Genomic DNA, 11,640 nt, shown 5'->3' with positions numbered 1-11,640 from the left:
CTCACCTGGTAGGGATTTTCACAACCAATTCTACGGTGATGATGACCAGTACCAGCAGGACCACCACGCGCAATGTGCGTTGAGCTGGGGAAAGCACCTTCCAGGTGGCCGCCAGGAGCACTCCTGCACCGATGATCAGCACGCCGAGCAGCGCCGCACCGACGGGGCCGCCGACTAAGACGCCCGTGATGAACAGACCGAGCACGAGCACGAACGCCACGACGGGGCGTACGCGCGCGAGTGGGCCGTCACCGGGCAGGAGAGGGCGCTTGGAGGTCACCGTGCCATCCTTGCACCGTGCTGCTGGTGTGCCGTTTCCGCGTATCCGACCCTGAGACGTTTACTGCCAGGGTCAAGCAGGCGTTAGAGCTTCTAACTGCCCAGAAGGGGTGTCACAAGGGCACGCTGGCGCGGTCCACCGACGAGGACGACCGGTGGGTGCTGACGGTCGAGTTCGAGTCCGTGGTGGCCTACCGGCGCGCGATGTCGCCGTTCCCCGTGCGCGAACACGTCATCCCGTTGCTGTCCGAGGCGCTGACCGACGAGCCCGCGATGTACGAGCCCACGCTGACCAGCGCCGGCGGCGAGGTCGAGGAGCACACGAGCCTGCTCGCCGAGGACGCGTTCACCGTGCGGCTCGGCGAGGCGGCCGGGCCTACGAACCCGCGGCGATAGCTTCCATCTCCTTGACCCACTCCTCGTGCGAGTCGTGGGGGAGGAGCTCCAGAGCCCTGCGCGCGGCCTCCGCGGCTTCCTCGGTGCGGCCCAGAGCGTGCAGCGTCTTGGCCTTGCCGCTCTCGGCGTAGGCCTCCGGCGTCTTCTCGAACGCCTCCAGCGCCTCGTCGAAGCGCCCGTTCTCGAAGTAGAACCAGCCGAGGTTGTTGTGCAGCGGACCGAGCCAGCGGCTGAGCTCGGGGTTCGCCTCGACCAGTTCGAGGCCCTGCTTCGTCCACTTCTCGGGGTCGTCGACCAGCGACGCCATGTGCGCGGCGTCGACGGCGAGCGACAGGTCACCGCGGGTCTTGGCCAGGATGAACGCCGCCACGAACAACGGCTGGGCGGCCTCGGGATCGCCGCCCGAGCGGTGCAGCCTGCCGCGTTCGAGCAGCACCCGCACCCGGCCCGTCGAGTCGGGCGCGACGAGCGCCTCCGCCTCGTCGACCAGGGCGTGACCAGCGGTGAAGTCGTCCCGCAGGCCCTCGACGCGGGCGAGCTGGGTCAGCACCTCCGCACGCTCGTCGTCGGTCTCCACGTTGGTCAGGAACGCGCGGAACCGCGCCTCGGTGCCGTCCAGGTCGGCGAAGTCCCACAGCTCTCGCAGCCGGTCTTCCATTCCTGCAGGGTAAGGCTCCGGTCGCCCGTTCGGGGCGCAACGTGACGGGCTAGGCTTGGGCCCCCGATTCTCATTCCCCCGATGGAGTTCCCCTTGCCCGCCGATCGCATCGAAACCGTTGTCAGCCTCTGCAAGCGCAGGGGGTTCGTCTACCCGTGCGGGGAGATCTACGGCGGCACCCGCTCGGCGTGGGACTACGGACCTCTCGGCGTGGAGCTCAAGGACAACATCAAGCGCCAGTGGTGGAACTTCATGGTCCGCGGCCGCGAGGACGTCGTGGGCCTGGACTCGTCGGTCATCCTGCCGCGTGACGTGTGGGTCGCCTCCGGTCACGTCGAGGCGTTCGTCGACCCGCTCGTCGAGTGCGAGTCGTGCCACAAGCGGTTCCGCGCGGACACGCTGTCCGAGGAGTACGCCGAGCGCACCGGCAAGGAGGTCGCGGAGGGCGACGTCTCGGACGTGCCGTGCCCGAACTGCGGCACGCGCGGCAAGTACACCGAGCCGAAGATGTTCAACGGCCTGCTCAAGACGCACCTCGGTCCGATCGAGACCGAGGAGGGCCTGCACTACCTGCGCCCGGAGACCGCGCAGGGCATCTTCACGAACTTCCTGAACGTGCAGACGACGTCGCGCAAGAAGCCGCCGTTCGGCATCGGCCAGATCGGCAAGTCGTTCCGCAACGAGATCACGCCGGGCAACTTCATCTTCCGCACCCGCGAGTTCGAGCAGATGGAGATGGAGTTCTTCGTCGAGCCGGGCACGGACGAAGAGTGGCACCAGTACTGGATCGACGAGCGCACCCGCTGGTACACGGACCTGGGCATCTCCAAGGAGAACCTGCGGCACTACGAGCACCCGAAGGAAAAGCTGTCGCACTACTCGAAGCGGACGGTCGACGTCGAGTACCGCTTCCAGTTCGGCGGCCAGGAGTGGGGTGAGCTCGAGGGCATCGCGAACCGCACGGACTTCGACCTCACCACGCACTCGAACCACTCGGGCGTCGACCTGTCGTACTTCGACCAGGCCACGAACTCGCGCTTCCGGCCGTTCGTCATCGAGCCGGCAGCCGGCGTCGGCCGCCCGATGATGGCGTTCCTGCTCGAGGCCTACACCGAGGACGAGGCCCCGAACGCCAAGGGCGGCGTGGACAAGCGCGTCGTGCTGAAGCTCGACCGCCGCCTGGCCCCGGTGAAGGTCGCCGTGCTGCCGCTGTCGCGCAACGCCGACCTCTCGCCCAAGGCCCGCGACCTCGCGACCGCGTTGCGCCGCAACTGGAACGTCGACTTCGACGACGCCGGTGCCATCGGCCGCCGCTACCGCCGTCAGGACGAGATCGGCACGCCGTTCTGCGTGACGGTCGACTTCGACACGCTCACCGACCTCGCCGTGACGGTGCGGGAGCGCGACACGATGTCGCAGGAGCGGGTGGCGATGGACCAGCTTGAGTCGTACCTGGCGGCTCGCCTGATCGGCTGCTGACAGGCGGTCCGCAGGCATCGGTGGGACGCTCGGCCGGTGATCGTCGTCGGCCGGGGCGAACCCCCGCAGTGGGTGTGGGTCTCGGCCGAGCGCGTTGAACGGATGCGTGCGCGCTCGGCAGTGGCCGGTCTGCCTGTGACCGGTCTGGCGTTGGTGAGCGGGATCGTGCTGGTCGCGGTGGGTCTCACGGTGCCGAGCGCCCGCAGCCCGATCAACGTCATCGGCGTCGTGGTGGCGGGGATCGGCGCGTTCTGGGTGCTGCTGTCCGGGTTGAGCCTGGTCAGCGCCCGGTCCTGTGCGCGGGACGCCTACGTCGACGTCAACGGGGTCCGGTTGGTCCGGCGCCTGCTCGGGGTGTGGTGGGGCGGTGCGATCTTCTGCGCGTTGGTTGCCGGGTTCGCCGAAGTGATGACGCTGAACGTGAAGACGCGGCCGGTGCCGTTCACGGTGGGGTCTGCGGTGTACCTCGCCCTGCTGGCCCTGCTCGTGGTGCTGGGCGGGGTCGCGTTCTTCACCGCGCGCCGGGTGCTGCGGGTGGGCTGAGGCAACATTTCGGGTCGTTTCTGCGTGTAAGAGGCATGAGGGGGATCCGGGGGCGCGGCTTCGTGCTGGCCGCGGTGGGGATGGTGCTCGCCGCCTGGGTGGTGGTGGTCGCGGCGACGGCCGACGTCGGGAACCCGCGAGTGCTCGTGGCCGCGGCGGTCTGCGGCGGGCTGGTCTGCCTGGGGCCGGTGGCGGGTGGCCTCGTGGCGGCGCGGATCGCCGACGTGGCGGCGGCTGGTCGGGTGCGGCACGTGTTCGTGGTGCTCGAAGGTGCCGCGCTGGCGATCTTCTTCCCGTTCTACTGGTTCACGTTCGGCGTCGAGCCCGTGGGGAAGCCGGGGGGCTTCCTGCTGGGGGTCGTGCTGGTGCTCGCGGTGCCGGTGGTCGCCGCGCTGCTGCTCACCACGTGGAGCAGCCGCACCGTGCACAGGATCGTCGTGGAGGACTCGGGGCCGATCGTGCCGGACTCCGGCGACGGTGCGCCGGCGCAGCGGGTGAGGGTTCTCGGCACCGTGCTCATCGTCGTGGGTGTCGTGCTGTCGGCCGGGGTGACCGCGGTGGCGTTCGCGGCGCCGTCGAACTGGTTGTTCCTGGAGATCTTCGGCCTGCTGGTGACGTTCACGCCGGTGTTGCTCGGGATCGCGCTGTCGCGGGTGAAGGACGTGTACTCGGCGCGGCGGCGCAACGTCGGCGCGTACTTCATCGTGCCGACCGCCAGCGGGTTCGCGGTGGCCAAGATCGGTTCCACGGGGGCGGAGCTCGGGATGCTGTTCGGCGCGCTGATCTTCGGCGCGGTCGTGCTGCTGGTGATCGCGCTCCTGGTGGTGCGGGAGTACACCGGCGAGTGGGACCGGCCGTGGCGTGAGCAGAGGCGGGCCGTCAGCCGTTGACGCCCATCTTGGTCAGGAGCGCCTTGGTGACGGCGTTGATCGACTGCCTGGCGGTGGTCCAGGAGCCGCTCGGGTTCGTGGTGAGCACGGCGACGGCGTAACGGTCGTCGAGGACACCCGCGCTGTGCAGGTAGACGTCGCTGGGCAGGTAGTACATCCAGCCCTGCTTGGCGTAGAAGCCGGTGACGCCGAGCAGGCCGAACGCCTGGTCGAAGCCGTCGGCTGCGGTGTCGGGGGCGGAGGACAGCGCCGCGACGATCGTGTCCCGCTCCGGTGAGCCGAGGATGTACTGGTAGAGCCGGACCATGTCGTTCGCGGTGATGACGACCTCTCCCCACTGCGACGGGTCGTCCGGCGCGTGGGTGCCGGTGAGGCCCGCTTCGGCGGCGACCCGGCCGATGGCGTCCATGCCGTCGAACCTCGTCCACAGCACGTCCATGGCGTCGTCGTCGCTGACGCTCAACGCGCGGTGGATCAGGTCGAGGTCATCATCGGACAACGGCTGTTGCAGCGCGTCGACGGCGAGGATCAGCTTCGACAGCGACGCCGAGTAGAACGGCTGGTCGCCCTGCTGCGAGACGACCTGACCGGTCTCCAGGTCCATCACCGCGACGCCGACGTCGGAGTTGCCGCCCGCCGCGGCGATATCCGATATATCAGCAGCTGATATATCGGATACGGCGGAAGGCTCGCCGGTAACCGATATATCAGGACTGGTATGCGATATATCGCCTTCGGGGGCGTCTGCAGCGGCGTCATCGGTGGGGTCGCCCGTATCCACTACATCGGGGCCACGCGATACATCAGTGGCCGACGACCTCGCGTGCGCGTTGCACGGCGAGGCGTCCGGGACCACGAAAACGGCCGCCGTGAGGAGGAGGATCAGAGCCCAGCGCACACATCCAAGGTCCGTCTCACAGGAGCCGGGTGTCGAGCTTTTCCTCCTGAGCGGTTGCTGAAGAATCCTCCCTGACCACCACGTATGCGCCGGAACCCCGCCGTTCCGTCACCGCCTCGACGAGCTCGGTGCCCCGGTACAGCAGGCCGACGCCGTCGTCGGTGCAGTAGGTCGTCGGCAGCACTCCGGCGGCCACTGCCTCGTGGATCTTCGGGCGGCGCTGCTCCTCCGAGTCGTAGTGCACGCCGTTGCCGTAGGGCAGGAAGCCCAGTCCGTTCGTGACGATCCTCAGGTCCGGGCCGAACGAGTCCGTCGCGCCACCCGCGTGCCAGCAGAGCGAGCCCGCGGACACACCGCTGAGCACCACACCGGCCTCCCACGCCTTGCGGAAGATCGGGCCGAGCCCGTGCACCTCCCACACCGCGAGCAGGTTCGCGACCGACCCGCCGCCCACCCACACGACGTCGTGGGAGAGCACGAAGCTCTCGATGTCGTCGGTCGGCGGCATCGTGAACAGGTTCAGCACCGACACGTCGACGCCCGCGATGCCGCCCGCTTCCATCATGTTCGCGTTCATGTACCGCTGGTCGCCGCCCGCGGTGCCGACGTGGCAGAGCCGCGGCTTGCGGCCTTGCACCCCGGACAGGTCCAGCGCGAAGTGGATCAGCTTGCCGAATTCGAGGAAGGTCCGGTGACCGGAGCGCAGGCCCCCGGAGGTGGCGAGGATGGTGGGCTGCTCAGCAGGCATGATGGTGATCCTCGCAGGGGCGTCAACGCGAACCCCGCGCGGTCTGGGAGCATGCAGGGTGTGCGGACCACGCCCCTCAAACCATTCGCCAGGATTCGCCGGATCGTGTTGCGCCTCGTCTTCGGGGCGTTGGTCGTCGGTGTGCTCGTGGTGGGCGGCACGGCGTTCCGCGTGTGGCAGGTCGCGCGCGTGGACGACTGGACGAAGGCCGACGTGGCGGTCGTCCTCGGTGCCGCGCAGTACAACGGCGTCCCGTCCGACGTGCTCGAAGCCCGGCTCCAGCACGCGCTGGGCCTCTACAACAAGGGCGTCGTCGGCTACATCGCCACGACCGGCGGCCGTCAGCCCGGCGACAACTTCACCGAGGGCCAGGTCGGCAAGATGTGGCTGGTCAAGCGCGGTGTGCCGGAGGACCACGTCCTTCAGGTCGGCGAAGGCGCGGACACGCTCGGCTCGTTGCGGGCCGTGGCGTCCGTGGCGCACGAGCGCGGCCTGAAGACCGCGGTGATCGTCAGCGACCCGTGGCACTCGCTGCGCGCCCGCACGATGGCCGAGGACGCCGGGCTGGAGGCGTGGACGTCACCGACGCGGGTCGGGCCGAACGTCCAGACGCGCGAGACGCAGTGGTTCTACATCAAGCGCGAGACCGGAGCCTTGCTGTACTACCGCCTGATGAAGGCTCACGCCGGCGTGTTCGAGGAGCTCAACCTCCCTAAAATCGGGTGATGGGATACACCGGCCACGACGCGGAGCGCCTGCTCCCGGAAGAACCGAAGAGCGCCGCGCTGCCGGGTGCCCGCACCGACACCCGCACACCGTTCTCCCGTGACCGCGCCCGCGTGCTGCACTCCGCGGCCCTGCGCCGGCTCGCGGGCAAGACCCAGGTCGTCGGTCCTGGCGAGGGTTCCGAGGTCACCGGTGTGCCGCGCACGCGCCTGACGCACTCGCTGGAGGTCGCCCAGATCGGCCGCGGCATCGGGGACGAGCTCGGCTGCGATCCGGACATCGTCGACACGGCCGGTCTCGCGCACGACATCGGCCATCCGCCGTTCGGGCACAACGGCGAGAGGGCGCTCAACGAGCTCGCCGGACCGTGCGGTGGCTTCGAGGGCAACGCGCAGACGTTCCGCATCCTCGCGCGCCTCGAACCCAAGTCCGCGCACGGGTTGAACCTCACGCGCGCGGTGCTCGACGCGTCGACGAAGTACCCGTGGAAACGCACGCCGGGAACGGTGAAGTTCGGCGTGTACGACGACGACCTCGAAGTGTTCGAGTGGATGCGTGCGGGTGCACCGGACCGTGAGCGGTGTATCGAGGCACAAGTGATGGACTGGTCCGACGACGTGGCGTACTCGGTGCACGACGTCGAGGACGGCGTGCTGGCCCACCGGATCAGCCTCGGCGCGCTGGCCCGTCCCGACGAACGCGCCGCCATCGCGTCGCTCGCCGCCAAGACGTTCTCCGACGAGTCCGAGTCGGCCCTCGAAGCCACCGCGGAGGAACTGCTCACGCTGCCGGTGATCGCGTACTGGACCGAGCACGAGTACGACGGCTCGCTGGGCGCGCAGGTGGCGTTGAAGAACCTCACCAGCGAACTGGTCGGCCGGTTCGCGAGTGCTGCCGTCACCGCGACCCGCGAGGTGCACGGCGAGGGCGCGCTCACCCGCTACAACGCGTCGCTGGAGATTCCACGGCAGGTGGCGGCGGAAGTGGCTCTGCTCAAGGCGATGGCCGTCCGGTACGTGATGAGCGACCCCGCCCGCCTGGCCATGCAGGCCGCGCAACGCGAGCTGATCGCCGACCTCGTCACCCGTCTGATGGAGCGCCCGACGCTGCTCGACCCCGCGTTCCGCCCGGTGTTCGCGGCCGCTTCCTCTTATGCCGCAAGGCTTCGCGTTGTCGTCGACCAGGTCGCGCTGCTCACCGACGCGCAGGCCGTGGCCTGGCACCGCGCATCGGCGTAGCTTCGAAGGCGTGGCGGACGAGTCCAGACCGCCAGGCCGACCGTGGCCGTGGCGGAGACCGAGCAGGGAAGCCGTTCCCGTGGGCTTCGACGACATGGGGGACGACGACGGTTCCGCAGGTGTGCGCGAACCCCGTCACCCGAAACCACTCGGGCCGATGGGAGGTGCGGGGGAGCGGCCCGTCCCGGAAGATCCGATCGTGATGTCACTGCCAGATCCACGCCAATAGGGAGTCCACGTGACCGATCAGGCCGACTTCGCTCTGACCGTGCACCGCGTCGCCGTACCTGATCCGTCCTCGAACGCGTGCTGGTCACCGTTCTCGGTGGCCAGTGCGCTCGCGCTGGCCCGCGAGGCCGGTCGCGGCGAGACCCGCGCCGAGCTCGACGGCCTCCTGCGGGACTTCGACGCGTCGGACGCGCTCGACGTGCCGGAGCTCGCCGTCGCGAACACGCTGTGGGCGGACGACCACCTGACGCTGAACCCGGACTTCTCTCTCGCCTCCTCGGTGCGCCGCACGGCGTTCTCCGACCCGACGACCGTCCGCAAGCTCGTCAACACCGACGTCGCCGAGACCACCCGCGGCCTGATCCCCGAACTGCTGGCGAGCCCGCCGCCACCGGACGCCGCGGCGATCATCGTCAACGCCCTGTACCTCAAGGTGGGGTGGCTCAACCCGTTCACCGCGTGGGACACCGCGGACAAGCCGTTCCACGCGCCCGGCGGCGACGTGGACGTGCCGACGATGAAAGTCACCGAGAAGTTCCGCTACGCCCGCCACGAGGGCTGGCAGACGATCGTGCTGCCCGCCGCGTCCGGCGTCGAGGCCGTGATCCTCCTCCCGGACACCTCGCTGGAGCAGCCGTTCGACCCGTCGCTGCTCACGGCCCAGAACTACACCCGGCTCGAACTGTCACTGCCCAAAGTGGACGTACGGGCGAAGTTCAACCTGAAGAGCACGTTGCGGCAGCTCGGGGTCGAGCGCATGTTCACCCGCGAGGCCGACTTCTCCGGACTCTCCCCCGACGAGCGGATGTTCGTCGACGACGTGGTGCACGAGGCCGTGCTGCGCGTGGACGAGGAGGGCCTCGAAGGCGCGGCGGCCACCGCGATCACGTTCCGCACGGTGTCGATCGAGATCCCGGTGGACCCGATCGTGATCACCGTGGACCGGCCGTTCCTGCTCGCCGTCCGCCACGCCCGCTCCGGCGCGATCTACTTCCTCGCCCAGGTAGCCCGTCCGTAACCACCATTCGCCCTGACGGGCGAGCGTTTCGCGCGGCGAGATCATGATCATGCCTTTACCGTTCCAGGCATGACCCAGCACGGTGCCGGCGAGCAGCTCGTCGTGCTCGCCGCGGCCGGCGCCACGCAAATCACCTGCTTCAGCGGCGTCACCATCCCCGTCCTCCTGCGCACCGAGTGCTACGCGAAAGCCCTGGCAGAAGCGCTGGGACTCACACCGGCGCCGGAGCTGCAGAGCGACGGGGTGCTGCCGCGGTGCGTGTTCTTCATCCACGAGTACGCGCTGCGCACCGTCGTCGGGAACGACCGGCTGATGGAGGACCAGGTCCTGCACCTGCTGTTCCACGCGCCGTCGATCAGGATCGTGCCGGCCAGCGCGGGCGGGGCGGCGGCGGTCGGCCTGGACTACGCGCTGATCCAGTACGAGCACGAGCCGCCGCTGGTGTACCTCGCGAACTGGGCGCTCGTCAGCGACGCGGCGACCGTGGACCGGGCCGTGCTGATCTTCCAGCGCATGCACGCCGTCGCACTCGACAACGAGCGGTCGCGCGACCTGCTCATGGAGTACGTGGCGGTCTACGACCGTTAGTTCGGTGTGTTGCGGCGCAGGAACAGCCGCATGCCGTCCTCGCCGGGCAGCGCGCACAACAGCAGCCGGACGTTCTGGTGCCGCACCGGGACCGCGCACGAGTCGCCCGCCAGCAGCGTTCCCGCCAGCAGGCCGGCCGACTCGTGATCGATGTCCAGCACGAAGTCGTTGCTCATGGATGGACCCTATGAGCTGGCCGCCCCGCAACCCAGTCACCCAAAGGTGTCACGTTCTGGCGAGCTGTCTCGTCCACAGGGCATGACGAGGATCAACGGAGTCACCAAGAAGGACGCGGGCTGGCTGACCAAGGCCCTGTACTGGTTCGCGCGGCGCGAGTTCGGGGCCGTGCCCGAGCCCGTCACGGTCATGGCGCACCACCCGAAGCTGCTGATCGCGAGCGGCCGCCACGAGCTGGCGGTCAAGAAGGCCGTTCACGGGCCGCTGTTCGAGCTCTGCGTCTACCGCACGGCCGTGAAGCTCGGCTGCTCGTGGTGCGTCGACTTCGGCGCGATGCTGATGAAGCACGCGGGTCTGGACATCGAACGGTTGAAGCACATCGACTCGTATGCCACGTCAGAGCTCTTCACCGACCTCGAACGCAAGGCGCTCGCCTACGCCGACGCGATGACCGACACACCCGTCAGCGTCACCGACGAGCAGGTCGCCGAGCTGGAGGAGCTGCTGGGACGCAAGGAACTCGTCGCGCTGACCTACCAGATCGCGCTGGAGAACCAGCGTGCGCGGTTCAACAGCGCGTTCGAGATCAAGGACCAGGGATTCACCAGTGGTGACGCCTGCCGCGTCCCGACACACTAGAACCGTGGAGAAGATCACCCTAACGGGTGCCCAGGAGACCATGCTCGCCACGTTGTACGGCCGGGCGCTCGACAGCGAGCGCCCCGTCTCCGTGCTGCACGACGACGAGGCCAAGCGTGCGGTCGACCGCATCGACTACGACTTCGGCAAGACCGGGATGAACCTGACGTCGGCGGTGGGTGTCGCCATACGCGCGCGGGTGCTCGACGACTGGACGCGTGAGTTCCTCCAGCGCCACCCGTCCTGCACGGTGCTGCATCTCGCGTGTGGCTTGGACACCCGCGCGCACAGGCTCGAACGGCCGGACACCGTGCGGTGGATCGACGTCGACATGCCGGACGTCGTCGCGTTGCGGCACAAGCTGTTGCCAACGCCTGAAGGCGACTATCGGCTCGTGGCGTCGTCTGTCACCGAGAACGCGTGGCTCGACGACGTGCCCGCCGACCGTCCGACGGTGGCCGTGTTCGAGGGTCTGTCGATGTACCTCACACAGGCAGAAGGTCACGCGTTGATCAGAAGGATCACCGAACGGTTCACGAGCGGTGAGCTGCTGTTCGACGTGTACGGCTCGTGGGGAATCAAGCTGCAGAAGCTCGTTCCCGCCGTGCGCAACGCCGGTGCGACCTTGCACTGGGGCGTCGACGATCCGCGCGAGATCGAGGCGCTGCACCCCGGACTGACCACTGTGGACGCCTGGCGCAGCGTGGACCTGCCGCACCTGGACGCGTTGCCCAGGTCCGGCAGGATTCAGATGAAGGTCGTCAGCGCGATCCCGAAGCTCCGCGACGTCGGGAAGGTTCTGCGACTGCGTTGGTGATCAAGCCTTGCCGACGATGTCGAACTTGGCGGTTTGACGTGCTCCTCGCCGTGAACGGCGAGGATTCTCGTCCGTGTCGCTCGCGTGGCACCTCGATGGCTTCCTGCTTCATCGACCTGTGCCCAACTGCTCGGTCTTACCTGGTCTCCACAGGCGTCTTCTGTCTCCGCCCGCCCCGGCGGCGACTGTCACGCTGAGCGGCCGCACCGGTCGCGAGGAACGCCCGGCGTGAGGGGGCTCCGGTGGTTGCAACCCGCGGCAGGGGGCTTGGGCTGGACCAACTGGCGCAACGTTAGCCACGAAACGATCCCGGAACCA

15 protein-coding genes are annotated in these 11,640 nt (G+C 68.7%); 10 read left to right on the top strand and 5 right to left on the bottom strand.

Annotation, left to right across the window (positions count from 1 at the left end):
* Position 1: 1 nt before the first annotated feature.
* A complete protein-coding gene (locus tag ACFOWZ_RS29170) occupies positions 2-280 on the bottom strand; it encodes a hypothetical protein (RefSeq protein WP_382377102.1) in 279 nt (92 codons plus the stop codon).
* Between the two features lie 17 nt (positions 281-297).
* On the opposite strand from ACFOWZ_RS29170, the gene ACFOWZ_RS29165 reads away from it, so the two are divergent.
* The gene (locus tag ACFOWZ_RS29165) at positions 298-675 is read left to right on the top strand and encodes an antibiotic biosynthesis monooxygenase (RefSeq protein ID WP_382377101.1); all 378 of its coding nucleotides are present in this window, start codon (positions 298-300) and stop codon (positions 673-675) included.
* Here the strand turns inward: ACFOWZ_RS29165 and ACFOWZ_RS29160 are convergent.
* Positions 656-1,333, bottom strand: a complete 678-nt coding sequence (locus tag ACFOWZ_RS29160; protein WP_382377100.1) for a tetratricopeptide repeat protein — start codon at positions 1,331-1,333, stop codon at positions 656-658. The genes ACFOWZ_RS29165 and ACFOWZ_RS29160 overlap by 20 nt on opposite strands.
* Positions 1,334-1,426: 93 nt before the next feature.
* Here ACFOWZ_RS29160 and ACFOWZ_RS29155 point away from each other — a divergent pair, with 93 nt between their 5' ends.
* Genes ACFOWZ_RS29155 through ACFOWZ_RS29145 form a run of 3 tightly spaced genes read left to right on the top strand, consistent with a single transcriptional unit; the run spans position 1,427 to position 4,245 of the window.
* Positions 1,427-2,812 (top strand): glycine--tRNA ligase, encoded by a 1,386-nt coding sequence (locus ACFOWZ_RS29155; RefSeq protein WP_030472111.1) that lies wholly within the window; start codon positions 1,427-1,429, stop codon positions 2,810-2,812.
* A 36-nt stretch (positions 2,813-2,848) separates the two neighbouring features.
* Complete coding sequence (locus ACFOWZ_RS29150) at positions 2,849-3,355, top strand: hypothetical protein (RefSeq protein WP_382377099.1); 507 nt, start codon at positions 2,849-2,851, stop codon at positions 3,353-3,355.
* 35 nt (positions 3,356-3,390) lie between these two features.
* Positions 3,391-4,245: a hypothetical protein gene (locus tag ACFOWZ_RS29145; protein ID WP_382377098.1), complete on the top strand. Its 855-nt coding sequence runs from the start codon at positions 3,391-3,393 to the stop codon at positions 4,243-4,245.
* Here the strand turns inward: ACFOWZ_RS29145 and ACFOWZ_RS29140 are convergent.
* Both ACFOWZ_RS29140 and ACFOWZ_RS29135 read right to left on the bottom strand, forming a co-directional pair.
* Positions 4,235-5,143, bottom strand: coding sequence for a serine hydrolase (locus ACFOWZ_RS29140; protein WP_382377097.1), 909 nt, complete (start codon positions 5,141-5,143; stop codon positions 4,235-4,237). The two genes, ACFOWZ_RS29145 and ACFOWZ_RS29140, sit on opposite strands and share 11 nt — an antisense overlap.
* Positions 5,144-5,159: 16 nt before the next feature.
* A complete protein-coding gene (locus ACFOWZ_RS29135) occupies positions 5,160-5,891 on the bottom strand; it encodes a Type 1 glutamine amidotransferase-like domain-containing protein (protein ID WP_382377096.1) in 732 nt (243 codons plus the stop codon).
* A gap of 60 nt (positions 5,892-5,951) precedes the next feature.
* Between ACFOWZ_RS29135 and ACFOWZ_RS29130 the strand changes: the two genes are divergently transcribed.
* The 4 genes from ACFOWZ_RS29130 (at position 5,952) to ACFOWZ_RS29115 (ending at position 9,689) form a co-directional block, all read left to right on the top strand.
* Positions 5,952-6,617 carry a YdcF family protein gene (locus ACFOWZ_RS29130; RefSeq protein ID WP_253728452.1) on the top strand — a complete coding sequence of 222 codons (666 nt, stop codon included), beginning with the start codon at positions 5,952-5,954 and terminating at the stop codon, positions 6,615-6,617.
* The gene (locus ACFOWZ_RS29125) at positions 6,617-7,855 is read left to right on the top strand and encodes a deoxyguanosinetriphosphate triphosphohydrolase (protein WP_382377095.1); all 1,239 of its coding nucleotides are present in this window, start codon (positions 6,617-6,619) and stop codon (positions 7,853-7,855) included. Before ACFOWZ_RS29130 ends, ACFOWZ_RS29125 begins: the two co-directional genes overlap by 1 nt.
* 238 nt (positions 7,856-8,093) lie before the next feature.
* Positions 8,094-9,101: a serpin family protein gene (locus ACFOWZ_RS29120; RefSeq protein WP_382377094.1), complete on the top strand. Its 1,008-nt coding sequence runs from the start codon at positions 8,094-8,096 to the stop codon at positions 9,099-9,101.
* Between the two features lie 69 nt (positions 9,102-9,170).
* Positions 9,171-9,689, top strand: coding sequence for a Scr1 family TA system antitoxin-like transcriptional regulator (locus ACFOWZ_RS29115; protein WP_382377093.1), 519 nt, complete (start codon positions 9,171-9,173; stop codon positions 9,687-9,689).
* Here the strand turns inward: ACFOWZ_RS29115 and ACFOWZ_RS29110 are convergent.
* Positions 9,686-9,865: a hypothetical protein gene (locus tag ACFOWZ_RS29110; RefSeq protein ID WP_030472123.1), complete on the bottom strand. Its 180-nt coding sequence runs from the start codon at positions 9,863-9,865 to the stop codon at positions 9,686-9,688. The two genes, ACFOWZ_RS29115 and ACFOWZ_RS29110, sit on opposite strands and share 4 nt — an antisense overlap.
* An 82-nt stretch (positions 9,866-9,947) precedes the next feature.
* Here ACFOWZ_RS29110 and ACFOWZ_RS29105 point away from each other — a divergent pair, with 82 nt between their 5' ends.
* Both ACFOWZ_RS29105 and ACFOWZ_RS29100 read left to right on the top strand, forming a co-directional pair.
* The gene (locus ACFOWZ_RS29105; protein ID WP_382377092.1) at positions 9,948-10,505 is read left to right on the top strand and encodes a carboxymuconolactone decarboxylase family protein; all 558 of its coding nucleotides are present in this window, start codon (positions 9,948-9,950) and stop codon (positions 10,503-10,505) included.
* 4 nt (positions 10,506-10,509) lie between these two features.
* Positions 10,510-11,322 carry a class I SAM-dependent methyltransferase gene (locus tag ACFOWZ_RS29100; RefSeq protein ID WP_382377091.1) on the top strand — a complete coding sequence of 271 codons (813 nt, stop codon included), beginning with the start codon at positions 10,510-10,512 and terminating at the stop codon, positions 11,320-11,322.
* The last annotated feature ends 318 nt before the right edge of the window (positions 11,323-11,640 follow it).

This window comes from Lentzea rhizosphaerae, assembly GCF_042649515.1.
In the GTDB taxonomy this organism is placed as follows: domain Bacteria; phylum Actinomycetota; class Actinomycetes; order Mycobacteriales; family Pseudonocardiaceae; genus Lentzea; species Lentzea aerocolonigenes.
Note: the sequence above shows the minus strand (reverse complement) of the source record. Positions and strands in the feature narration are given on the sequence as shown.

What these genes read in the sequence shown, in the direction of transcription:
- ACFOWZ_RS29160 (WP_382377100.1), bottom strand. Translation starts at nt 1,333, where the DNA reads ATGGAAGACCGGCTGCGAGAGCTGTGGGACTTCGCCGACCTGGACGGC.
- ACFOWZ_RS29125 (WP_382377095.1), top strand. Translation starts at nt 6,617, where the DNA reads ATGGGATACACCGGCCACGACGCGGAGCGCCTGCTCCCGGAAGAACCG.
- ACFOWZ_RS29115 (WP_382377093.1), top strand. Translation starts at nt 9,171, where the DNA reads ATGACCCAGCACGGTGCCGGCGAGCAGCTCGTCGTGCTCGCCGCGGCC.
- ACFOWZ_RS29145 (WP_382377098.1), top strand. Translation starts at nt 3,391, where the DNA reads ATGAGGGGGATCCGGGGGCGCGGCTTCGTGCTGGCCGCGGTGGGGATG.
- ACFOWZ_RS29135 (WP_382377096.1), bottom strand. Translation starts at nt 5,891, where the DNA reads ATGCCTGCTGAGCAGCCCACCATCCTCGCCACCTCCGGGGGCCTGCGC.
- ACFOWZ_RS29105 (WP_382377092.1), top strand. Translation starts at nt 9,948, where the DNA reads ATGACGAGGATCAACGGAGTCACCAAGAAGGACGCGGGCTGGCTGACC.
- ACFOWZ_RS29110 (WP_030472123.1), bottom strand. Translation starts at nt 9,865, where the DNA reads ATGAGCAACGACTTCGTGCTGGACATCGATCACGAGTCGGCCGGCCTG.